At 66.9% G+C, this 21,699-nt stretch carries 21 protein-coding genes, 2 tRNA genes and 1 other RNA gene; 14 read left to right on the plus strand and 10 right to left on the minus strand.

Going from position 1 to position 21,699, the window contains the following annotated elements:
• Positions 1 to 53 precede the first annotated feature (53 nt).
• The gene (locus tag ON45_RS04695) at positions 54 to 1,445 is read left to right on the plus strand and encodes a glycogen synthase (protein WP_040492377.1); all 1,392 of its coding nucleotides are present in this window, start codon (positions 54 to 56) and stop codon (positions 1,443 to 1,445) included.
• A 57-nt stretch (positions 1,446 to 1,502) separates the two neighbouring features.
• Positions 1,503 to 2,726, plus strand: coding sequence for a glucose-1-phosphate adenylyltransferase (gene glgC, locus ON45_RS04700; protein ID WP_040492378.1), 1,224 nt, complete (start codon positions 1,503 to 1,505; stop codon positions 2,724 to 2,726).
• Positions 2,727 to 2,761: 35 nt separating this feature from the next.
• Here the strand turns inward: glgC and ON45_RS04705 are convergent, their stop codons facing one another.
• The gene (locus tag ON45_RS04705; RefSeq protein ID WP_040492379.1) at positions 2,762 to 3,724 is read right to left on the minus strand and encodes a TIGR03621 family F420-dependent LLM class oxidoreductase; all 963 of its coding nucleotides are present in this window, start codon (positions 3,722 to 3,724) and stop codon (positions 2,762 to 2,764) included.
• A gap of 85 nt (positions 3,725 to 3,809) precedes the next feature.
• Between ON45_RS04705 and ON45_RS04710 the strand changes: the two genes are divergently transcribed.
• The 4 genes from ON45_RS04710 (at position 3,810) to ON45_RS04725 (ending at position 8,072) form a co-directional block, all read left to right on the plus strand.
• A complete protein-coding gene (locus ON45_RS04710) occupies positions 3,810 to 6,128 on the plus strand; it encodes a transglycosylase domain-containing protein (protein ID WP_083914339.1) in 2,319 nt (772 codons plus the stop codon).
• 61 nt (positions 6,129 to 6,189) lie between these two features.
• Positions 6,190 to 6,945: a zinc ribbon domain-containing protein gene (locus tag ON45_RS04715; RefSeq protein ID WP_148288527.1), complete on the plus strand. Its 756-nt coding sequence runs from the start codon at positions 6,190 to 6,192 to the stop codon at positions 6,943 to 6,945.
• 8 nt (positions 6,946 to 6,953) lie between these two features.
• Positions 6,954 to 7,445: a hypothetical protein gene (locus ON45_RS04720; RefSeq protein ID WP_040492382.1), complete on the plus strand. Its 492-nt coding sequence runs from the start codon at positions 6,954 to 6,956 to the stop codon at positions 7,443 to 7,445.
• 39 nt (positions 7,446 to 7,484) lie between these two features.
• Positions 7,485 to 8,072, plus strand: a complete 588-nt coding sequence (locus ON45_RS04725; protein ID WP_158412191.1) for a histidine phosphatase family protein — start codon at positions 7,485 to 7,487, stop codon at positions 8,070 to 8,072.
• A gap of 55 nt (positions 8,073 to 8,127) precedes the next feature.
• Here ON45_RS04725 and rnpB read toward each other — a convergent pair.
• The 5 genes from rnpB to ON45_RS04745 all read right to left on the minus strand — a co-directional run bounded on the left by rnpB (position 8,128) and on the right by ON45_RS04745 (position 12,150).
• An RNA gene (gene rnpB, locus ON45_RS21060) (RNase P RNA component class A) lies at positions 8,128 to 8,475 on the minus strand.
• 41 nt (positions 8,476 to 8,516) lie between these two features.
• Positions 8,517 to 9,500, minus strand: coding sequence for a hypothetical protein (locus tag ON45_RS04730; RefSeq protein ID WP_040492383.1), 984 nt, complete (start codon positions 9,498 to 9,500; stop codon positions 8,517 to 8,519).
• Positions 9,500 to 10,150 carry a ferritin-like domain-containing protein gene (locus tag ON45_RS04735; protein WP_083914345.1) on the minus strand — a complete coding sequence of 217 codons (651 nt, stop codon included), beginning with the start codon at positions 10,148 to 10,150 and terminating at the stop codon, positions 9,500 to 9,502. The genes ON45_RS04730 and ON45_RS04735 overlap by 1 nt, the downstream gene beginning before the upstream one ends.
• An 84-nt stretch (positions 10,151 to 10,234) precedes the next feature.
• Positions 10,235 to 11,707 carry an FGGY family carbohydrate kinase gene (locus tag ON45_RS04740; RefSeq protein WP_040492385.1) on the minus strand — a complete coding sequence of 491 codons (1,473 nt, stop codon included), beginning with the start codon at positions 11,705 to 11,707 and terminating at the stop codon, positions 10,235 to 10,237.
• A complete protein-coding gene (locus tag ON45_RS04745; protein ID WP_148288528.1) occupies positions 11,704 to 12,150 on the minus strand; it encodes a hypothetical protein in 447 nt (148 codons plus the stop codon). The genes ON45_RS04740 and ON45_RS04745 overlap by 4 nt, the downstream gene beginning before the upstream one ends.
• A 118-nt stretch (positions 12,151 to 12,268) precedes the next feature.
• Between ON45_RS04745 and ON45_RS04750 the strand changes: the two genes are divergently transcribed.
• The 4 genes from ON45_RS04750 (at position 12,269) to ON45_RS04765 (ending at position 15,899) form a co-directional block, all read left to right on the plus strand.
• Complete coding sequence (locus ON45_RS04750) at positions 12,269 to 13,573, plus strand: heterodisulfide reductase-related iron-sulfur binding cluster (RefSeq protein WP_040492387.1); 1,305 nt, start codon at positions 12,269 to 12,271, stop codon at positions 13,571 to 13,573.
• A 116-nt stretch (positions 13,574 to 13,689) separates the two neighbouring features.
• A complete protein-coding gene (locus ON45_RS04755; protein WP_051062469.1) occupies positions 13,690 to 13,944 on the plus strand; it encodes a WhiB family transcriptional regulator in 255 nt (84 codons plus the stop codon).
• A 64-nt stretch (positions 13,945 to 14,008) separates the two neighbouring features.
• On the plus strand, positions 14,009 to 15,061 hold the full coding sequence (gene trpD / locus ON45_RS04760; RefSeq protein WP_040492388.1) for an anthranilate phosphoribosyltransferase: 1,053 nt from the start codon (positions 14,009 to 14,011) through the stop codon (positions 15,059 to 15,061).
• Positions 15,062 to 15,068: 7 nt separating this feature from the next.
• Entirely contained in the window at positions 15,069 to 15,899 is an 831-nt protein-coding gene (locus ON45_RS04765) for a homoserine kinase (RefSeq protein ID WP_051062471.1), read from the plus strand.
• An 8-nt stretch (positions 15,900 to 15,907) separates the two neighbouring features.
• On the opposite strand, the gene ON45_RS04770 is transcribed toward ON45_RS04765, so the two are convergent.
• Positions 15,908 to 17,581 (minus strand): DEDD exonuclease domain-containing protein, encoded by a 1,674-nt coding sequence (locus ON45_RS04770; protein WP_051062473.1) that lies wholly within the window; start codon positions 17,579 to 17,581, stop codon positions 15,908 to 15,910.
• 73 nt (positions 17,582 to 17,654) lie between these two features.
• Here ON45_RS04770 and ON45_RS21055 point away from each other — a divergent pair, with 73 nt between their 5' ends.
• A complete protein-coding gene (locus ON45_RS21055; RefSeq protein ID WP_051062475.1) occupies positions 17,655 to 18,866 on the plus strand; it encodes an NYN domain-containing protein in 1,212 nt (403 codons plus the stop codon).
• 94 nt (positions 18,867 to 18,960) lie between these two features.
• Positions 18,961 to 19,033, plus strand: a tRNA-Asn gene (locus ON45_RS04780).
• 81 nt (positions 19,034 to 19,114) lie between these two features.
• Here the strand turns inward: ON45_RS04780 and ON45_RS04785 are convergent.
• The 3 genes from ON45_RS04785 to ON45_RS04795 form a co-directional block, all read right to left on the minus strand.
• Positions 19,115 to 19,188: transfer RNA gene (locus ON45_RS04785), tRNA-Ile, on the minus strand.
• Between the two features lie 14 nt (positions 19,189 to 19,202).
• A complete protein-coding gene (locus ON45_RS22950; protein ID WP_040492389.1) occupies positions 19,203 to 19,466 on the minus strand; it encodes a hypothetical protein in 264 nt (87 codons plus the stop codon).
• A 44-nt stretch (positions 19,467 to 19,510) separates the two neighbouring features.
• Complete coding sequence (locus tag ON45_RS04795) at positions 19,511 to 20,080, minus strand: hypothetical protein (protein ID WP_040492397.1); 570 nt, start codon at positions 20,078 to 20,080, stop codon at positions 19,511 to 19,513.
• Positions 20,081 to 20,106: 26 nt separating this feature from the next.
• On the opposite strand from ON45_RS04795, the gene ON45_RS04800 reads away from it, so the two are divergent.
• Both ON45_RS04800 and ON45_RS04805 read left to right on the plus strand, forming a co-directional pair.
• The gene (locus ON45_RS04800) at positions 20,107 to 20,886 is read left to right on the plus strand and encodes an inositol monophosphatase family protein (protein ID WP_148288529.1); all 780 of its coding nucleotides are present in this window, start codon (positions 20,107 to 20,109) and stop codon (positions 20,884 to 20,886) included.
• 69 nt (positions 20,887 to 20,955) lie between these two features.
• Entirely contained in the window at positions 20,956 to 21,666 is a 711-nt protein-coding gene (locus ON45_RS04805; RefSeq protein ID WP_158412193.1) for an alternative oxidase, read from the plus strand.
• Positions 21,667 to 21,699 lie beyond the last annotated feature (33 nt).

Below are 21,699 nucleotides of genomic sequence, written 5' to 3' on the forward strand. Positions count from 1 at the left end.
CGCTCCGTGCGCGAACTGTTCACGAGAACGACCGGGGCGGGCATGATGGGGGCGTGCGTGTGATCTTCGCAACGGCCGAGCTGTCTCCGGTCGCGACCGTCGGGGGACTCGCGGCGGCGGCTGCGGGGCTCGGGCGCGAGCTGCGTCGCGGCGGGATCGACGTCGACCTGGTGATGCCCGACTACGGGAACGTGGCACTCGTCGACGAGGTGACCTTCGAACTGGACGTGCCGGACTGGGTCGGCACGGCGACGGTCCGGCGCGGGCGCCACGCCGAAGTCGGCATGTTGACGTTGGTCTCGGTGCCCGGGATCGCTCGCCCGCACCCGTACCTGCAGGCGGACGGTTCGGGATGGGAGGACAACAGCGAGCGGTTCTTCCGATTCAGTCGAGCGCTCGCGGCGCTGATCGAGCGTGAGCGACCCGACCTCGTCCACCTCAACGACTGGCACACCGGATCGGCGCTCGCCGCGCTCGGACCCGATGCACCACCGACCATCGTGTCGATCCACAATCTCGCCTATCAGGGCGTTGCCGACGACTCGTGGCTCGAACGGATCGGTGCCCATGCGTCGCACTTCGAGTGGTGGGGCGGAACGAATCCCCTGTCGGGTGCGATCGCGCTGGCCGACCGGATCGTGGCCGTGTCTCCGCACTACGCCGAGGAGATCCAGACACCGGAGGACGGCTTCGGGCTCGACGGCTTGCTCCGCGACCGCCACGACGTGCTGCTCGGGATCCTCAACGGGATCGACACCGACGTGTGGGATCCGTCGAGCGACCCACTGATCCCTGCGAACTTCACTGCGTCGTCGCTGGAGGGCAAGGCGACGTGCCGGGGAGCGCTGGTCGAACGTCTCGGTTTCGACGCCGACCGGATTCCGCTCGCGACGGTGGTGACCCGGCTCACCGACCAGAAGGGGATCGACCTCCTCGTCCCGCTGATTCCTCTACTCGACCAGATCCCGCTGCGACTCGGCGTGCTCGGATCCGGAGACGCGGCGCTCGCCGCCGATCTTCACCGGCTGGCAGCGCAGCATCCGGAGTCCTTCGCGTTCGTCGAGGGTTACGACGAGGCACTGTCGCACCTGATGTTCGCCGGCGCCGATCTGTTCCTGATGCCGAGCCGATTCGAACCGTGCGGACTGACGCAGATGCAGGCGATGCGGTACGGGACGCCTCCCGTGGTGACCGCCGTCGGCGGCCTGGTCGACACGGTGCCCGACGTCGACCGACAGCGTGGTGGGGTCGGTTTCGTCGCTGCCGAAGCAACGCCGGAGCATCTGCTCGCGGCGATGTTCCGGGCCGCGCGCCGCCTGCGCACCGCCCGCGATCGCACGACGCTCCAGAAACGGATCATGTCGATCGACTGGTCGTGGAGTCAGCCCGCGCAGACGTACGCCGCGCTCTACGCCGATCTCATCGCCGCCGAACAACGGTCGTAACGCTCGCGACACACGGCGTTCAGTTCTGCCGTTCGATCGAGCGGTACGGTGATCGAAATGGATGTCGACCCGAACGTACTCGTGATCGTCCTCGCCGGCGGTGAGGGCAAGCGCCTGCAGCCGCTGACCAGCGACCGGGCGAAGCCCGCCGTGCCGTTCGCCGGGACCTACCGGATGATCGACTTCGCGCTGTCGAACTTCGCGAACGCCGGATACCGCAAGATCGTCGTGCTCACGCAGTACAAGAGCCACAGCCTCGACCGTCACATCACCCAGACCTGGCGGTTCTCGGCCATGCTCGACGACTACGTCACGCCGGTCCCCGCCCAGATGCGACGCGGGCCACACTGGTTCCAGGGGTCGGCCGACGCGATCTACCAGAACCTCAACCTGATCTACGACGAACGCCCCGACATCGTCTGCGTCTTCGGTGCGGACCACATCTACCGGATGGACCCGCGCCAGATGGTCGCCGAGCACATGGACAACGACGCCGGCGTCACCGTCGCCGCGATTCCGGTCCCGAAGCGTGATGCGCGGGAGTTCGGTGTGATCGAAGCCGCCGACGACGGTCGGATCATCGCCTTCCACGAGAAGGTCGACGATCCGCCCACCATGCCCGGCGACGACACCCGCTGCCTCGCCAGCATGGGGAACTACGTCTTCAACACCGCGACACTGATCGACATCGTCACGCCGGGTCCGAACCAGTTCACCGATCTGGGCGGCGATGTGATCCCGGCGCTCACGTCGGCGGGCGACGCCCGCGTCTACGACTTCTCGAAGAACACCGTTCCGGGCCAGGACGACCGTGAGCGGGGATACTGGCGCGACGTGGGGACGCTCGACGCGTTCTACCACGCGAACATGGACCTGATCGCGGCCGTCCCGGTGTTCAACCTCTACAACGAACGCTGGCCGGTGTTCACGTCACGCAAGGCGCTCCCGCCGGCCAAGGTGTCACGCGGGAGTGGGGGAGAGCCGCCGTTCGTCGACGACAGCTTGCTGTGTCAGGGCTCGATCCTGAGCGGCGCGCACGTCGAACGCTCGATCATCGGGCCGGGCACCTTCGTCGATCACGACGCGCACGTCACCGACTCGATCATCTTCCCCGGGGTGCGCGTCGGACCGGGAGCGCGCCTCCACCGGTGCATCATCGACAAGAACGTGAATCTTCCCGAATGGACACGGATCGGCCTGGAGCCCGAGCAGGATCGCGAGCGGTACACGATCAGCGACGAGGGCATCGCCGTGCTCCCCAAGGACTACCGCTTCGACTGACGGCGCGTTGGTCGCCGGCACCGACGCGCAGGTGCTCAGGTGTCGGCGAGCTTGGCGACGACGGGGGCGAACGCATCGGCTTCGTCGCCGCCGACGATCACGTAGCTGAATCCGTACTCCTCGCGGCGAGCGACCAGGTCGTCGGCGATCTGGTCGACGGATCCGATCAGGGCGTACGGCGACTCGTCGATCATCTGCGGTTGGACGCCGATCAACTCTGCCATCGCGGCAACCCGGCCGGCACGATCGTCGGTCACGCTGACGAAGAACGTCCGGATGTTCAGCTCGATCTCGTCGATCCGTCCGGCGGCGTCGGCTGCGCTCGCGAGGATCGCGAGCTTGTCGACGACCGCCTCGCGGGTCATCGTGGCGATTGCTTCGGGACCGATCACCCCGGCGTCGAGGGTGGCGTTGACGCCGACGATGTCGGCCTCGCGAGCGGCGATCCCGAGGACGCGCTTCCCGCCACCGCCGATGATCACCGGCGGATGGGGCGTCTGCAGCGGCTTCGGAAATCCGTCGTGGCCCTGAATCGTGTAGTGGTCGCCCTCGTAGGTGAACGGCTCGGCGCCCATGAGGCCCTTGATCACGGCCAGACCTTCCACGAAACGGTCGACGCGCACGCCGGCCCGGTCGTAGGTCATTCCGGCCTGTTCGTAGTCGGCGACCATCCACCCGGCACCGAGGCCGATCTCGAGGCGGCCGCCCGACAGCACGTCCATCGTCGCCAATTCCTTGGCCAGGACGAGCGGATGGCGGTAGTCGTTGTCGAACACCAGAGCGCAGGCCCGGAGCGTCGTCGTCGCGCTCAGCACCGCCTGGAGCCCGGGAACGGGGGCGAACTGGTCGTCGAAGTGGTCGGGCATGGTCGCGACGTCGTAGCCGTGGCCCTCGATGCGCCGAGCCTGCTCGTGCCAGCCGTTCCCGTCTGCTGCCGTCTTGAGCTGCACCCCGAACCGGAACGGGCGCTTCGGAAACGGGTTGACCTGGGGATTCATGACGTTCGAACCTAGCCGCGCAGCACTGTGAACCCTGACGCATGACGCCGAATCGCCGAGCGCCAGGACTAGCGTCGGGGCCACTGTGCAACGTCTTGCCTGGATCCCCCGATTGCTGCTCGTGATCGCAGCCGGCGCGCTCCTGCTCGTCGCGATCGTGGTCGCGGTCGCGCCTCGGGTCTGGACGATCGCGAACGCCCACTCCGAGGAGCCGATCGTCCTGCCGGAGTTCGAGCCGCTGGCCCAACGCACCTACGTGTACGACGCCGACGGCAACGAGATCGCGGTCTACGAACTCGAGAACTCGCAGCCGATCGACTACGCCGACATCTCCGACAACGTGCTCCAGGCGTTCCTGATCGTCGAGGACAAGGAGTTCTTCTCCCATGACGGAGTGAACGTCCGCAGCCTCTTCCGCGCCACGCTGTCGAACTTCGCATCCGACGCTCCCGAACAGGGTGCATCGACGATCACCATGCAGGTCGCCAAGAACGACTTCCTCGCCGGACTCGAACGCGACGGGCGCTACAAACTGCTCCAGATCCAATACGCGAGGCGGCTGGAGAAGGAGAAGACCAAAGAAGAGATCATGGAGCGGTACCTCAACACCGTCTTCTTCGGAAACAATGCCTACGGCATCCAGGCCGCCGCCGAGACCTACTTCGGAAAGACCGCTGCCGACCTCGACTTCCTCGAAGCGGTGTTCCTGGCGGGACTGGTGCGCTCACCGTCGGGCTTCGACCCGATCAACGAGCCCGAGCGGAGCCGCGCCCGCTGGATCCAGGTGCTCGACCGTCTCGTCGCCGAAGAGATCATCACCGAGGACGAGGCCGACATCCTGGCCGAGGAGTTCGTCCTTCCCGAGCGCGTGCGCGTGATTCCGGGTCGCGAGTACTCACGCACCTACTACACCGAGGCGTTGCGTGACTACCTGCTCAACCGGTCCGAGATCCTCGGCGAAACCTACGAGGAGCGCTACAACCAGTTGTTCCGGGGTGGCTTGAGGATCCACACGACCTTGAACCCGGCAATGCAGGTGGCGGCCGAGAACGCGCGGAACCTGCTCCCACCGACGAACGAAGGTTTCGACGCGGCGATGGTGTCGCTCGACGTGGAGACCGGAGCGATCCGCACGATGGTCGGCGGTAGCGGCTTCAAGCCCAACGAGCGCGAGTTGAACATGGCGCTGAGCCCTCGTCAGACCGGCTCGAGCATCAAGTTCTTCATCCTGGCGGCGGCGATTCAAGCGGGCGCGCAGGGCGGCGACGAGATCGACGGACGCGTGGGGTGTCGTCTTCCGACCGGAAACCCCGATGATCCGATCTTCGAGATCAACGGTGGTGTGTCCGGATTCGTCGGAAGTCTCCGAGACATCACCGCTCGCTCGGTCAACTGCGGTTTCGCCCGGCTCTCCCAGATCGTGGGACTGAACCGCGTCGTCGACACCACCTACAACATGGCGAAGTCGCCGTACCTGTATCAGGGCCAGCCGGAGTCGGAACGCACGCCGGTCCTGCCGTACGCCTCCTACGCGACGGGCGCCAACGAAATGACGCCGCTCGACATGGCGTCGGGAATCCAGACGCTGTCGAACGGTGGCGTTCACATGGAGCCGTACTACGTCGAGTACATCGACAACGCCGCCGGTGAACGGATCCACGAGCACCTGGATGCCGGGACCGAGGTGCTCGATCGCGGGGCAGCGCTCGAGACGGTCGACATCCTGAAGGGAACGATCACCTACGGCACCGGTCGCAGCGAGGCTCCGCTGGCCGACGGTCGTCCCGCGTTCGGCAAGACGGGAACGCAGCAGGACAACACGAACGCCTGGTTCGCCGGTGGTACGACCGATCTCGCCACGGCGGTCTGGGTCGGCGACCCCGATGCGTACACGGAGATGATCGGGATCGACGGCTTCGAGTTCAGCAAGATCCAGGGCGGCACCTACCCGGCGCGGATCTGGAAGAACTTCATGGACGCGGCGCACTTCGGTACCGCAAACGAGGATTGGGAGGCTCCGGCGCCGCCCGAGCGGCCCAACGCCCGTCTGGTGCTGCCGGGCAACGAGTGCACCGTGTCGGTGGTCGGTACCACCGGCGGAGACGTGATTCCCGCGGCGGAGCCGGCGGAGGGCGAAGCTCCTCCCGCCGCCGATCCGGCAGCCACACCATCCGGAATCCGTGGGTACCGGCCTGTCGCAGCGGCACCGGAGCCACCGGCTCCGGAGCCCGATGGACCGGAAGAACCTGCGCCTGATGACGACGAGCCGGCGCCGGTCCAGACGACACCGGTCGTCGTGATCACCGCCAAGTCCCAACTCGGAACGACGATCCCGCCCGACATCTTGGATCCGAACCATCCGCTGCCGTCGGTGCCCCTCGGCCAGAGCGTGTCGCCCTGCTGACCCGGACGACGTCGGACCGGCGAGTGAGCGCTACCGCTCCGCGCATGACAAGATGCGAGCGATGACGGACGCCGCGGACGAACCGGACACCGACGAGACGCATCCGTCGACGGCCGGTGGTCGACTGTTGGAACTCCAGCGGATCGACACCGAGGCCGATCAGCTGACCCATCGGCGCGAGCGGCTGCCCGAACGCGAGCACTTGTCGATCGCATCGGAGTCCCTGACCGAATGGGAGCGGCTGCGTTCGTCGATGCGCGCGCGGATGGACGAGTTGACCAGCGTGATCGAGCAGGCGGAGAGCGATGCCGCCGAGGTGGCGGCGCACAAGGTCCGGCTCGAAGCGCAGATGAAGACCGTCATCGCTCCGCGCGAAGCGGAGGCTCTGATGCACGAGATCGGCACGCTCGACGAACAGACCGATGCGCTGGACACACGGGAACTCGAAGCGCTCGAGGAACAGTCCGAGATCGACGACCGTCTCACCGAACACCTCCGGTCGGAGTCGACGTTGCGGGATGATGTCGGCGCTGCCGACGAAGCGCTGCAGCGGGCGACCTCGGAGATCGACGCCGAACTCGCCGAACTCGCCGCTCAACGTGTCGAACGGCGGACCGAGTTCGATGAGTCGATGCTCGCCCGGTACGACCGGGTGCGCGCCTCGTCGGGCGTTGCCGTGGCCCAGTTGGTCGGCCACCGATGCGAGGGCTGCCACCTCGATCTGTCCGCGGCAGAGGTCGACGACGTCAAGGACGAAGCGGCCGGAGCGACCGGCGTTGCCGAATGCCCGAACTGCGGTCGCATTCTCGTCGTCTGAGGGTTCAGGTGTTCTTCTGGTTCATCGGGACGGCGATCGTCACCGTCGGGTTCGTGTTCCGTGATCCGAATTTCGACAACCGGCTGTTGATCGTCGGCTCCGTCCTTCCTGGCGTCGACGTCATGTTCGGCGGGTCGCGGGCGTTGCACAGCATCACGCTGAGCATCGCGTTGCTGGCAGGAGTCATGATCTTCACCGCCAGGGGGAGCGGGGTGCGCCGTACGCTCCTCGGTCTGCCGATCGGGATGTTCCTCCACCTCGTCTTCGACGCGGCGTGGAACGACACCGACACGTTCTGGTGGCCATTCACCGGTGTGGCGTTCTCCGACGACGGGATTCCGATCGTCGATCGCGGGTTGGTGCTCAGCGTGGCGCTCGAAGCGGTCGGGCTCGCGATCTGCGTGTGGCTGTGGCGCTCGAACGGGCTCGGTGACCGGGCTCGCCGGCGGCGCTTTCTCGACGACGGCCGGCTGACCGGGGTGCCGGCACGCTTCGGGTGAAACCGTTTCGCGATTCGATGTTGTGACACACTCAGCGTGGTGCTGATCTTGTTGCGACACGGGCGGACTGCTGCGAACGAGGCGGGGTTGCTCCAGGGACGTCTGAACCAGGATCTCGACGAGTTCGGCGAGCGTCAGGCACAGGCCGCAGCGAAGCACCTGGCGCAGACCGACGGGGGGATCGACGTCGTGATCTCCAGCCCCCTGAAGCGGGCGCAGCAGACGGCAACGGCGCTCGGGCTGCCGGTCGAGACCGATGAGCGGTGGATCGAGTTGTCGTACGGAAAGTACGAAGGGGTTCCCCACGCCGACATTCCGTCGGAGGTGTGGCAGATGTGGCGCAACGACTTCAGCTACGTCCCCGAAGACGGCGAGGCACTGTCGACGCTCGACGAGCGCGTGCGCGCCGCGTGTGACGATCTCGTCGAGCGAGCCTCACGTCAGAACATCGTGGTCGTCAGCCACGTCTCCCCGATGAAGTCCGCTGTGGGGTGGGCCCTCGGCACGGACATCGGCATCTCGTGGAACTGTCACCTCGATCACGCCAGCATCTGCCGTATCGAGATCCGCGGCCGCCGTCCCGTCCTCTCCGCCTTCAACGAGACCTTCCCCGTCGATGTTTCGTAGATCGCGGGTTCTCCGTGAGCCGAAGTTCTCGCGAACCGCTCGGTGCTGGGATGCAATGGTGAGGTGGCCTGTAAGCGGGGTTCTGTAGGACAGCGAATCGCTGCCCCGGTGGCCATCCATCTGTGCGGTCTACCCGGAAGAAACGGACGGGCCGCCCATCTTCCTGCTCGACCTTGCTCCGGGTGGGGTTTACCGAGCCGACGTCGTCGCCGACGCCGCTGGTGCGCTCTTACCGCACCGTTTCACCATCACCTGTGGCATGTCCAGCATGCCCATCGGCTGTCTCTCTCTGTTGCACGTCCGTCAGGTCGCCCCGACCTGGCTCTCGCCAGCACCTTGCCCGATGGAGCCCCGACTTTCCTCGACCCGTCCGAAGACGAGCCGCGGCCACCCGGTCACCTCACCATTGCGACAGCGAGCCTACGCCCTCGAGCGAGCGGAGCGTCAGGCGTCGCAGGACAGCTCGTTGTACACGAGGCTGTTGGCGGCGGGCGTCTGCAGGATCACGCTCCGGCGCACGTTGTTGAGATCGCCCGGGCCGGCCTTGATCTCGATCTGTGCGGTCTGCCCGAACTGCGTTTCGACCGCGAAGTGACGGATCTGACCGCGCTCGGTCGGAGGCACGTCCTCTCCCACCAGCGCAGGCGACATGTAGCCGTCCTCGCCGTACAGCGCGACGGCGAGCACGCTCGACTGTCGGGCCTCCAACTCGGCTGCTTCGAGATGGGCCGTGCGGGCTTCGAGCATCGAGGTGGCCGAGACGAGTTCCTGGTGCGACGCGGCAGCGAGGCTCTCGAACGCCTCGATGAAGGCCATCACGTCCTCGGTCGCGGCGCCGTCGAGACGTTCGAACTCGAGCTCGTCACCCACCTGCAGGTCGTCGGTCGGGCTGATCAACGTGATGTCGCCCTGCGCGGTCGTGATCACGGGAGCGATCGTGGCTTCTTCGGCCAGCACCTGCACCATCGACGTGTCTTCCAGCACGACGCCGACGATGTTGGACTGGATCAGCTCGAAGGTCGGCGTGACGAGGCGTTCCATCAGCCACGGGTTCGCACACGTCCACACTTCGCCGCCGGCCTGCTCGGTGAGCTCGTCCATCTGGTCGGCAATCGCCTGGTGGTTCTCGACGAGACGTTCCGCGATCGGGACGACATCGTCCGGCAACACGCCGTCCATGCCGAGAAGGGTCTCGTAGATGGTGACGCCGGTCTGCTCGAGCGAGGACGCGGTGCGGAGCAGCACGGCCTCGTCGGTCGGGTAGTCGGGGAGCGCCGTCGGAACCGGCGCGTTCCCGACGCGGCCTGCGTCCTCGCTTCCACCGCGGTCCTCACCGCACGCGGCGGCGAGTGCCGCGAGGGACACCGAGAGCCCGCCGATCTTCAGCACATTGCGACGAGAGGTCGTGGAGTTCAGTTCGAAGGGCATCAGGCGTCGTCTCCGGACAGTTGCAGTGGGCTCGCATCGTTGCTGAAAAGCACGTCGAGATCGTCGATGCCGCTGTATTCGGCGAGCACGGTCGCGTGCCGAGCCTCGACCACGGCGATCGAGGCGGTCAACGAGATGGCATGTGAACTCTCGTACTGCTCGATCAGCGACGTGTGGGTGGCGACGGCGGTCTGCTCGAGCGAGTGAGCGGCCTCGAAGAATTCGTCGGCCGAGCCGGTGAACGCCGCGAGATTGTCCTCGACGATGGTCTCGTCGGCCGCACCGGCCGAGATCCCGGTTGCACCGGCGATGGCCTGGGCGTAGGCCCGGTGATTGTTCGCCAACACTCCGATCGCGAGTTCCACATCAGCGGTGGCGTTCTCGAGCGCCGCCTCGTAGAGCTGGCTCGCCGCGAGTTCCAGGCCGATGACCTGGCCGAGCAATTCCTGGTCGGAAGCGGTGGGGACACCTGGGCGGTCGTCGGGCCCCGCGGCCGAGACGAGCGCGCTGCGGTCGACAACGAATGCGGCAGCGAGACCGGCGAGTCCCGCCGCTCCTGCACGGGCGACGAGGCCGCGCCGCGACATCGACGTGTCGGCTGCGGGCTCAGGGATTTCGAGATCCACGGGGGATGGGTCCTTTCGGGTCATGCGAGTGCAGCCTTCCCGCCGGGAAGGCACCGGAGCGATTCTAGGGCGCGGACCACCCTCAACACCGGATTCGTCCGCTCGTGATCAGAAGTCGAGCGCCGACAGGTCGGGATACCACTCGCCGGCGCGCTCGAGTGCGTCGTGCCACCGGGACCGACTCGCAGCTCGGTCGAAACTCGGATCGGGCTGGACGGAGGTGGCCGGATCCCACAGCTCGGCAACGTCACCCAGCCTGCTGAATGCCCCGATCCCGAGCCCGGCGAGGAACGCTGCACCGCGTGTGGTGGCCTCGGTCGTCGGCGAGACCTCGATGTCGGTCCCGGTTGCATCGGCGAGCGCCTGGACCAACGTGGGGTTCGGCGACATGCCGCCGTCCAGCCGGATCGTGTCGATCTCGACGCCCGTGTCAGCAGTCGCCGCCTCCACCAGGTCGGCGCACCGGTGGGCGACGCCCTCCAGCACCGCACGCACGATGTGCGGGCGCTCCGTCCCGCGGGTGATGCCCAGCAACGTGCCGCGAGCCCCGTAGTCCCATCGCGGCGTGCCGAGACCGAGGAGTGCGGGGACGTACACGACCCCGTCGGAACTCGCGCATCGCTGCGCTACGTCGTGGCTGTCGGCGCTGGTCGCGATGAGACTCAGATCGTCGCGGAGCCATTCGACGTTCGTGCCGGCCGACAGCATGATCCCTTCCGCGCCCCACGTGAGATCACCATCGAGTTGCCAGGTCGGCAGCGCGTACGTTCCCGCATCGTTGCGACGGATCTCGGTTGGGGGAGTGGTTCCGGTGACCAGGTCGAGCATGCCGCCGGTCCCCAACGTCAGCTTGGCGAGGCCGGGACGAATGCACGCCTGTCCGATGAGCGAGGCTTGCTGATCACCGCACAGTGCAGCGATCGGTGGGCCACCGGGAAGTTCGGTCGCGTGCCCGACGACTCCGGCGGAGTCGACGACCGTGGGGAGGAGCGCCGGGTCGATTCCGAAATGGTCGAGGCGGTCCGGTGCCCACGTCGAGCCATCGGCGACCCGCATCCCGGTCGTCGTGGTGGACATGTTGGTGCCGTCGCTCACGTGGATTTCGCCAGCCGTCAGGGTCCATGCGATCCAACTGTCGATCGTCCCGAAACACAGATCGCGCCCGTCCAGATCGGGTGTGTTCTGCAGGAGCCAGGCGAGCTTGGTGATCGACTGATTCGGCGCGATCGTCCAGTCGTGCTCGGCTTTCGCGACGATGCACTCGGTGATCGTGCGCAGGTCCTGCCAACCGATGCCGGGTCCGACCGGGGCTCCGGTGGTGCGGTCCCACACCACCGTGCTCGCACGTTGGGTGGTGATCCCGATGGCGGCGACGGGCCCCGGAGCGCGATCCAGCGCCGCTCGAGCCGCCTCGAGGGTGAGTTCCGCCAAGTGGACTGCGTCGAACTCGACCAGCCCCTCGAACGGGGTCGACGGCGGGTTCTCGCGGTACTCGAGATGCTCGATCCGGAGGCGGTCGTCGACGATCGCGGCACGCAGGCCGGTCGTCCCGATGTCGAGGACGAGGAAGCGGGAGGTCATCCGGACTCCTGGGTCGATCGGCGCGAACTCGGGACGAATCCCTTGGCTTGGAGACGGCTCCCGAGGTACCCGCCGACCAGCCCGGCGAACGACACGAGCGACAGGGTGAAGACGATGCCGAACCAGTTCACGTCACGATCGGTGATCAACCGCACCACGACGAAGACCGCCTGCGCCACGACGTAGGTTCCGATCGCCGTGACGAGTCCGTGGGTGAGCGGCGTGCCGCGCTGCTGGGCCCAGGCGGCGCTCCCGGAACCGATGATGAATCCGGCGACGGCACCGAAGTACGCCAGCAGGTTGACCCCATCGACGACCAGGCCGAGAACGGAGAACGGAATCGCCAGGATGAGACAGATGGTCGCTCCGGCGCGGAGCGCGTCGAAATCCCATCGACCGGGCCGAGCAGCGCTGGAGCCCAGCGTGGAGTCGTCGTGCGACATCGGCGTCATCGTCGCACGTCGAGCGAGCAGCGGGCAATCGGAGTCACGGGATGACCGCGCCGCGTGCTCGTTCGGCCGCCGATAGTCTCAGCAGGTTGCCCGATCGGGAACCGACCAGATGACGACGACCTACGATCCACGAGATCCGCTCTACACCGACGAGGCGGCGGTCCGCGAGGAGATGGCCCGCGTCTTCGACATCTGCCACGAGTGCCGTCGATGTGTCTCGTTGTGCACCACGTTTCCGACGTTGTTCGAGATGTTGGCGGGTATCGACGGGCACGACGCCGGCCTGATGACACCGGCGCAGCAGGACCATGTCGTCGATCAGTGCTTTCAGTGCAAGCTGTGTGCGGTCGATTGTCCGTTCACACCGGAATTGCACGACCTCGACGTCGACTTCCCCCGCCTCGCACTGCGAGCCCGGGCGATGCGGTTCGAGAACGACCATGGAACTGCGCGTGAGCGGTCGACGGCACGAATGCTGGGATCTGCGGATCGCATCGGCACGCTGGCATCGATCCTGCCCGATGTCGCGAACCATGTGATTGCCGCTCGGCCACGATCGTTGGCACGCAAGCTCTCCGCAGCGATCTCGGGGATCTCGTCGTCGCGGCTGCTGGCGCCGTACGCCCGACAGCGGTTCTCGGCGTGGTTCTCCGCCCGTCCGCGGATCAAGCTGCGGAATCGGCAAGCGGCCGTCACGGTGTACCCGACGTGCCTGGTGGAGTACCAGGAGCCGAACATCGGTCGGGATCTCGTCAAGGTGTACGAGCGCAACGGCGTCGAGTGCGGCCGCTCGGAGGCGGCGTGCTGCGGGGCGGCTCTGCTCCACGCGGGTGACCTCAAGCGGTTCCGCAAGGTCGCGAAGGCGAACGTGGCAGTCCTCGCCCGAGAAGTAGACCAAGGGACCGATGTCGTCGTTCCACAGCCGACCTGTGGCTACATCCTCAAGCACGAGTATCCCCGCTACGTGCCGGGTGACGAGGCCGAGCTGGTCGCATCGCGCACGTTCGACGCAGCCCAGTACCTGATGTCACTCCACGGTGCGAACGACTACGTGCTCGACACCGAATTCGACGGCGACGTTCCCAAAACCGTCACCTACCAGGCGCCCGGGCACCTCCGGGCGCAGAACATCGGCTACCAGGGTCGCGATCTGATGAAACTGACCGGTGCACGCGTCACACTGATCCAACAGAGTTCCGGCACCGAGTCGATGTGGGCCTATCGGGCGAGCAACGACGCGGTCGCGCTCGAGATGGCGCAGCGATTGGGCGAGAAGATCGACGCGGCCGGCGGCGAGGTGGTCGCCGGAGGCTGCCACCTGTCGAACGTCGCGATCACCGAACAGACCGGGCGCCAGGTGTCGCATCCGCTCCAGGTGATCGCCCGCGCGTACGGCATCCACGACGAGCCGTGAGGCCCGCGAAAGCCCCGGAGAACTTTTTCCTGGCACTCTGAGCTGGCCTGATCTAGATTCGGCGACGTGAGGACAGGCGAAAGTTCTCACCCGAACATGGCCAGGGGGTCGCGAACGTGTCCATTCATCAGATCAGTCCCGACGTATCGAAGTGGTGGGATCTCGGGGCCTGCCGCGGACTCGATGCGGCGATCTTCTACCCGGATGACGACGCGGAAGCCGAAGCAGCGAAGAGCGTGTGTGCGTCGTGTTCCGTGCAGAGCACCTGTCTCGACTACGCCTTGACATCACGCGAGAAGGCCGGAGTGTGGGGCGGGGCCACCGAGCGTGACCGTCGGCGGATCATCCGGCAGCGTCGTCGCAAGGACTGACCGCACCGTCTCGGTCCACAAGCGACCACGGATCCGCGGCGCAAGCCGCCTAGTCTCGCCGTCCATGTCTGCGCTCACGCCGTTCGGCGGATGGCCCGGTGTCATCTCCACGCTCATCTCGGGACACGACCTGCCGTCCGATGCGACCGGCGCTGCGTTGTCCGAGATCCTGATCGGTGATGCCACCCCGGCACAGATCGCCGGCTTTCTCGTCGCACTGCGTGCCAAGGGCGAATCGAGCGACGAGTTGTACGGGCTGCTGTCCGCGGCGATGAGCGAAGCGACGATCGTCCCGCTGACCGACGAAGAACGTGCGGCTGCCGTGGACATCGTCGGAACGGGTGGCGACGGATCGAACTCGATCAACGTGTCGACCATTGCCTCCGTCGTGATCGCCGCCGCGGGAACTCCTGTGTGCAAACACGGCAACCGCTCGGCGTCGTCGAAGACCGGAGCGGCCGATGTGCTGGAGATGCTCGGCGTTGCGGTGGAGCAGAGCCCGGACGGGGTCGCTGCGTGTATGCGTCAATCCGGGATCGGATTCTGTTTCGCACCGGCCTTTCATCCGGCCTTCCGGTTCGCTGGTGCGCCGCGCCGTGAGATGGGAGTCGCCACGGCGTTCAACATGGTCGGTCCGATGGCCAACCCCGGCCGGGTCCGCAACCAATTGATCGGGGTCGCCGACCCGGCGTACGCGCTGGCGATGCTCGGCGCGTTGGAGCAGCAGGGCGTGACCCGGGCGTGGGTCGTGCACGGTGCCGGACTCGACGAACTCACCACGACGGGCGTGTCCAACGTGTGGTCGCTGATCGACGGGCGGATCACCGAGTTCCTTCTCGATCCGACCGATCTCGGTCTCGCTCCAGCGACGGCGGACGACCTGCGCGGCGGCGAGCCGGCAGAGAACGCCGAAGCTTTCCAACGGGTGCTCGCGGGCGATGCCGGACCACATCGAGACGTGGTCGTGCTGAACGCGGGCGCCGCGCTGGCGGTGGCCGGTGGCGCCGAAGACCTCGAAGCGGGCATCGCGCTGGCCGGCGAGGCCATCGACGACGGCCGGGCCGAGCGCACACTCGCAGAGTTCGTGCGTGTGTCGCAGCTCCACGGGTCGGAATGAGCAACAGGTGAGTGACGTCGCCGTCCGGGTCCCGGCGTCGTCGGCGAACCTCGGAGCCGGGTTCGACGTGCTCGCGATGGCGGTGGGCCTGTACGCCGATCTGGGAACCGGTCGGGCGCCCGACGGCGCCCAGCAGTTGGATGAGGACCGGTCCGGTCGCGCGGCGTTCGAGCGACTGGGCGGCACCGGTTCGATCTGGATGCGGTGCGCGATCCCGATGGCGCGAGGTCTGGGTTTCAGTGGTGCGATCCGCGTCGGCGCCGCAGCGCTCGCCGTCGCTCAGGCGGGAGGCACCTTCGAGGATCGGGCGGACGACATCCTCGCGGTCGCCGCCGAACTCGAGGGTCACGGTGACAACGCGGCGGCGTCGTTGCTCGGGGGTGTCGTCGCGTACGTCGAGGGTCGGGCCGTGCCGTTCGTGATGGGTCCGACGCTCGCCGCCGCGTCCTTCGTGGCCTGGATCCCCGACGTCACCACGTCGACGAACCGTTCGCGTCGTGCGCTCGGCCCGGAGATCGCTCGAGCCGATGCGGTCCACAACATCGGGCGAGCGACGCAGCTCGCGCTGGCGTTCGCCCATGACGATCCGGCGCTGCTCGTCGGGGCCACCGACGATCGACTGCACCAGGACGTCCGACTCCCGCTTGTTCCCGGCGCCGCCGACGCGATCCGAGCGGGCGTGGACGCCGGAGCGTGGTGCGCCTGGCTGAGCGGCAGCGGTCCAACCGTGGGGATGCTCGCCGACTCGTCGGTGGCCGATGCGGTCGCCGAGGCACTCCCGACCGGCGGGCACACCAAAGTGCTGTCGATCGACACCGCCGGTGTCCACATCCTCTGAGAACGAGGTCAGGCGGCGCGTTCGAGCGGTGGGATGTGCTCGCTCGATGCGATCGGGAAACTCCACGCTCCGTCGCAGGTGACGCTCAGTCGGTGGCTGTGCTTGTCGAAGAACTTCGCGAGGCACAGCGCCTCGTCGGCGTGTTCGCGCGGACTGGGACGTCCCGGTTCGATGTTCGCGAGCGGCCCGAGGGGCAGCGCAGACGTGAGTGTGGTCGGCGTCCGGGTGTCGACGAGCGCACCCGCAGCGATGATCCAGGTCGTGACCCCGTCGGTGACCTCGGCGCGTCCTGCCGTGGCGAGCGCATCGAAGAGCAGCGTGCGGCGGATCGCGCCGAGCAGTGCCGAGAGCCGATCGCGGATCATCGCAGCCTCCTCGAAGCGCTGTTGTCCGGCGAGTTTGGCCATTCGGTCGCGCAGCCGACCGACGACGAACGACGGATCACCGGCGATGGCCTGCGTCGCGAGCGCAACCGCGGCGGCGTAGTCGTCGGCGTCGGCCGTGCCCGAGCAGGGGCAATGGGCCACACCGAGCTGTGCTGCGCTGCACACGGGAGCGTCCGACGGGGCCACGTAGTTGCGTCCGAGCCGCTGGGTGCAGCGTCGGAGAGGGAGGGCGGTCTGGAGCGCGTCGACCACCAGCGTCGCCATCGTCCGTGACGGGAGCGGGCCGATGTGCTCGCCGGACTTGCCAGGGTTCTTGACGATCGACAGGCGGGGCCAGGCGGTCTCGGTGTCGAGTCGGACGTAGCAGTACTTCGAGGCGCGTGTGCCACGACGGTTGTAGCGCGGGAGGAGCTGACCGATGTATCGCGTCTCCACGATCTCCGCGGTGAGTGGATCGGGGAGTTCGACGTGGGTGACCGACGTGGTCTCTCGGAGCATCGGACCGATCTTGCGTCGATCGTCGCTGCCGAAGTAGCTCCGGACACGTTGACGGAGATTGGTCGCCTTGCCGACGTAGAGCACCGCGTCGCCATGCCCGCGAAACATGTAGACGCCGGGCGTTCGCGGCAGACCGGCGGTCAGCTTCAGCTTCGGCGCCATCGGGTGACCGCCGATCTTGCCGAGCGCGACGAGGTCGTCGAGACCGAGCACGCCCAAGCCCGAAGCGCGTTCGATGAGCAGATGCAGGAGGTCGGTGGTGGCGAGCGCGTCGTCGAGGGCGCGGTGGCTGGGTTGGTGATCGAGCCGCAGGCGCGACGCCAGGGTCGAGAGCTTGCAGTTCGGCACCTCGTCACGCACGAGGCGTCGGGCCAGGTGCACGGTGTCGACGATCGTGCCGTTCCACGCAGGTCGCTCGGCGCGAGCAAGTGCGGCCCGGACGAACCCGACGTCGAAACCTGCGTTGTGTGCGACGAGCACCGAATCGCCGAGAAAGCTCAGGAGTGAGGGAAGCACCGCCTCGATCCTCGGCGCCGGCGCGACCAGTGCGTCGGTCAGCCCGGTGAGGATCGAGATCTGCGGTGGGATGGCCCGTCCGGGATTCACCAGTGTCTGGAAGGTGCCGAGACATTCGCCGCCGCGAACCTTCACGACTCCGACCTCGGTGATCATGTCGTCGTTCCGGTTGCCGCCGGTCGTCTCGAGGTCGAGCACACAGAACGTGACGTCGTTGAGTGGGGTTCCGAGCTCATCGAACGAACGTTGCTGTTCGATCGACGAAACGTCCCGCACTCGCATCCGAGAGAGTGAACACGAACAGATGTACCCGTGTCAAGGAATGAGGGGAGAATCCACCGGGTAGGTTCGGCACATGGCCACCATCGAGCATCGCGACCTACGGTCGGCGCTCGAGTTCGCCGTGTTGATCGCAGCCGAGTCGCAGAAGCGCCGCGCATCGCTGGCGTTTCCGAAGGAGCTGAAGCCGTTCCTGAGCAAGTCCCGACTTGCGACCTCCTCACTGGGCCGAATTCGTCGAGCGATCGAAGCCGATCCCGACTTCCGGTCGACGATCTCGACCGTTGCCGACGCAGATCCCGATCTCATCGACGAGGTCGGACGCCTGTGGCTCGCCGGTCGCGACGGCTGGGAGGGGCGGGCCGCCCAGGTCATCGCGGAGCGGGATGATCAGGAACAGACCGCCGACCTGCGGCGCGATCTGAAGCGCTCGGAGAAGCGGCGCGTGGCGGCGGAACAGGCGGCCGCCCGGGTGCAGGTCGATGTGATGCAGCGCGACGAGACCATTGCCGAGCAGGCTGCTCAGTTGGATGAACTCCGGGCGGATCTCACGAAGGCGGCCGAGGCCCTGGACGAGGTGCGCTCCGAGCTGATCGACACTCGCAACGAGGCCCGTCATGCGCGGGACCGGGAGGCAGCAGCCGTCGAACGAGCGGAGATCATGGCGCAGCAGCCACCTCCGGTGCCCTCCGCGACCGAGCCGGATCCGGATGAGTCGTCGTCGGCGGAGGCGCTGATCCGCGCCGAGCGCCAGCTCGCCGCGGTGCTCGATGCGTCACGCGAGTTCGCCGAACGGGTCGAGTTGCTCGTGGCCACGCGCCCGGAGCGCGCCGATACCCGGTCGCCGCGGCGTCCGACGCTGCCGGTACCCGGCGGGTTGATCGCAACCTCGGCCGCAGCCGCCCAGCACCTCGTGACCCAACACGCCCCGGTTCTCGTCGATGGCTACAACGTTGCGAAGCTGGCGTGGCCGGACCGGTCGCTGGAGCAGCAGCGTGACATGTTGGTGAGTCGATGCGAGAACCTCGCCCGTCGACACGACGCCACGGTCACGGTGGTCTTCGACGGTGATTCCGTGCCCGGTGCACACGCGAAGAAACGGCGATCGATCCGAGTCGTGTACTCGCCTGCCGGTACGACCGCCGACGACGTGATCCGCTCCGAGGTCGATCACCTGCCGGCCGACACCGCAGTCATCGTCGTCACGAACGACCGCGAGATCGTCGACGACGTCAAGGCCGTCGGCGCCAACGTCATCCCCAGCAACGCCTTCCTCGCCATTCTCTGATCTCGACGCCGGGCGGAGTCCGTCGAGCGACCGACGTTTCCGGATTTCGACGTGTGATGGCGATGGCGTCCCAGATAGCGTCCAGGCTTGCCATTCCGGGATAGCTCAGCTGGCAGAGCAATTGACTGTTAATCAATGGGTCGCAGGTTCGAGCCCTGCTCCCGGAGCTCGAAGACCCACCGTCCACGCGGTGGGTCTTCGTCGTTTTCGGCGGGTGAGGACGTGCGCTGGTGTATGGGGCTGTTGCGTGGGGCGGGCGGGGCTCGAACCCGCGACCGAGCGATTATGAGTCGCCTGCTCTCACCAACTGAGCTACCACCCCGGGTTCGGACGAGGTCAGGTGTCGGGTTGTTCGATGGCGTCGAGGAATGCGTTCACGTCCCCCTCCTCGCCGCCGACCAGCCAGATCGACAACTCGCCGTCCTCGATCTCCGCTCCGTCGTCGTCCTCGGAGTCCTGCCAGGGGAGCACGCCATCGACGAAGTAGCGGTCGACGGTGATGTCGTCGCTCTCGCCGTCGACCGGGGCGATGATCGCGAGCTCCACCTCGGCGTCCCGGGGCTGGTCGTTGAGGATGTCGATCAGTTCGTGAACTCGCATGGATGGGATCTCCGGGGTCGTGGTGGGTTGAGTGGTGGGGAGGGTCACAGATCGTCGAGCCACGCCGGCGCTCGATCGAGCAGGTACAGACTGACGTGTTTGCAGCGTTCGAGCGCCACGCCGATCGCGTCGTCGTTGGTGAGATAGACGTCGGCGAGGTCGACCGTCATCTTGGCCACGATCGACAAGCTGCGCTCCGGGGCGTCGGTGACGCTCGGGAACGAGTCGATGGCCGAGACCTCGACCGGAAGATCGATGCCGCCGATCCCCGCGAGATCGGTGGCGAGGACGAGCAGGTCGGGCGGCTCCGGCAACGGCGGAAGGGTCCACGTGAACAGGATGGTGAACGTGAATCCCGTCGGTGGGCCGTCGTCCAGTTCCTCGAGACGGATCACCTCGTCTTCGAAACCGAGCATCGCGCGCGGGTCGACATCGAGCGACAGATGCAGGTCGATCGGCCCGGAGCATGCCTCCTCCGGGTGGAGGTCGACCTCCCAGAGTTGGCGAAGTGAATACGTCTCGACGAAATGCCGTTCGTCGTGGACGTGGAAACCGTGATCGATCGCCTGACTCTTCACGTCGGCGACAAATCCCGCTACGTCGATGACTGCCATCGGAGCGGACACTACCGTCCCGGGACGTGGACCGTCCGAACGTTGCATCCGTGGAGCCCGGGCGGGTGCTGGACGTGTTCGGGTCGATCTGCGATCGCGCCGCGCAACTCCTCGCCGACAACGACGACTGGACGATGTCAGGTGACCGCGAGACGCAGTACGCGGTCGACGTCCGGATCGACCACATGTGTCTCGACTCCTTGCACGGCGCGGGGTACTCGGTGCTGTCGGAGGAGAGCGGAATCACCGGCCCCTCGAGTGCCGTGCGACCGGACGCGATCGTGATCGTCGACCCACTCGATGGTTCGACCAACGCCGCGCTCGGACTGCCGTGGTGCGCAACCGCGCTGTGCCTCGTGATCGACGGCGTGCCCGAAGTCGCGATGGTGACCAACCTCCGCACCGGGACTCGATTCAGTGCCGTGCGCGGCGCCGGGGCGACGCGGGACGGCCGCAGCATCGACGTGGGTGCGGACCGGACGCTGGCCGACGCCGTCATCGCGGTGAATGCCAGGCCCCCCGAATCGTTCCGGCCCGCACAGTTCCGGAGCACGGGATCGACCGCGCTCGACATCGCGTCCGTCGCGTCACCTCACGGGTTCGACGGGACGGTCGACTTCGACGAGGGGATGATCGGGGTGTGGGACTACCTGGCCGCGGTGCTGATCCTGGAAGAGGCGGGTGGGGTCGCATCCGACGCGCTGGGTCGTGACCTGGTCACGCTGCACCCCGGTGAGCGTCGGCGCCCGGTGACGGCCACGTCCACCGCGCTGCTCGACGAGTTGCTCGCCGCCTGCGACTCCTGAGCAGCACGTCGGCGTGAAAACCCTGTGTCGCGGTGGCAGAGAAAGCGCAGATCGGCCATGATCGTCCTCATGACGAATGCAGTTGGTCCCGTCGGTGAGGCTCTCGGAGAACGAGAGCCGTTCGGTCCGATGAAGAAACTCGACCACGACCAGCTCGTGGCCGAGCAGCAGCGGCAACTCGTCCAGCCGCGACGGGACTACTCGCGCAGCGCGAAACTGCTCTTCGCCACGATGGACCTGGTGTACGGCAAGACGCGGACGCTGGAGAAGTTCCGCGTCATCGAGGTCGTCGCCCGCGTGCCGTACATGGCGTGGGAGAGCGTCGCGTACATCGCGATGACCCATACGTCGAAGCGGCCCGACTTCGCGCGGCGGGTGTACGACCGAGCGATGGTCGCCCGATTCGAGCAGGACAACGAGCAGTGGCACCTGCTGATCCTGGAGGAGCTGACGAGTCAGAAGCGCCGTCACTGGCTGCGGAATCGGGTGATCCCACAGGTGCTCGCGGTCGCGTACTACCAGCTGTCGTGGATGATGTTCGTCGTCAACCCGAAGTGGAGCTACCGCCTGAACGCCGACTTCGAGGATCACGCCGCGCACGAGTACGCGCACCTCGTGGAGGAGAACCCGCAGTGGGAGGACGAGGCTTTCGTCAGCAAGTTCGAAGCCGACTACGGCTCATACGACAATCTCGCCGACATGTTCCGCCAGATCGGCTACGACGAGGTGATCCATCGTGAGGAGAGCGAACTCATGATGACCCAGCCCCGCTACCGCTGAGCGTGCCATCCGGTGTCAGACACCGGATGGCAC

It is taken from the genome of Ilumatobacter nonamiensis YM16-303, assembly GCF_000350145.1.
GTDB lineage: Bacteria > Actinomycetota > Acidimicrobiia > Acidimicrobiales > Ilumatobacteraceae > Ilumatobacter_A > Ilumatobacter_A nonamiensis.

Excerpts from the sequence above, each read along its gene's own strand:
- glgC (WP_040492378.1), top strand. The coding sequence starts at position 1,503 with ATGGATGTCGACCCGAACGTACTCGTGATCGTCCTCGCCGGCGGTGAG.
- ON45_RS04705 (WP_040492379.1), bottom strand. The coding sequence starts at position 3,724 with ATGAATCCCCAGGTCAACCCGTTTCCGAAGCGCCCGTTCCGGTTCGGG.
- ON45_RS04715 (WP_148288527.1), top strand. The coding sequence starts at position 6,190 with ATGACGGACGCCGCGGACGAACCGGACACCGACGAGACGCATCCGTCG.
- ON45_RS04730 (WP_040492383.1), bottom strand. The coding sequence starts at position 9,500 with ATGCCCTTCGAACTGAACTCCACGACCTCTCGTCGCAATGTGCTGAAG.
- ON45_RS04735 (WP_083914345.1), bottom strand. The coding sequence starts at position 10,150 with ATGACCCGAAAGGACCCATCCCCCGTGGATCTCGAAATCCCTGAGCCC.
- ON45_RS04740 (WP_040492385.1), bottom strand. The coding sequence starts at position 11,707 with ATGACCTCCCGCTTCCTCGTCCTCGACATCGGGACGACCGGCCTGCGT.
- ON45_RS04745 (WP_148288528.1), bottom strand. The coding sequence starts at position 12,150 with ATGTCGCACGACGACTCCACGCTGGGCTCCAGCGCTGCTCGGCCCGGT.
- ON45_RS04750 (WP_040492387.1), top strand. The coding sequence starts at position 12,269 with ATGACGACGACCTACGATCCACGAGATCCGCTCTACACCGACGAGGCG.
- trpD (WP_040492388.1), top strand. The coding sequence starts at position 14,009 with ATGTCTGCGCTCACGCCGTTCGGCGGATGGCCCGGTGTCATCTCCACG.
- ON45_RS04770 (WP_051062473.1), bottom strand. The coding sequence starts at position 17,581 with ATGCGAGTGCGGGACGTTTCGTCGATCGAACAGCAACGTTCGTTCGAT.
- ON45_RS21055 (WP_051062475.1), top strand. The coding sequence starts at position 17,655 with ATGGCCACCATCGAGCATCGCGACCTACGGTCGGCGCTCGAGTTCGCC.
- ON45_RS22950 (WP_040492389.1), bottom strand. The coding sequence starts at position 19,466 with ATGCGAGTTCACGAACTGATCGACATCCTCAACGACCAGCCCCGGGAC.
- ON45_RS04795 (WP_040492397.1), bottom strand. The coding sequence starts at position 20,080 with ATGGCAGTCATCGACGTAGCGGGATTTGTCGCCGACGTGAAGAGTCAG.
- ON45_RS04805 (WP_158412193.1), top strand. The coding sequence starts at position 20,956 with ATGACGAATGCAGTTGGTCCCGTCGGTGAGGCTCTCGGAGAACGAGAG.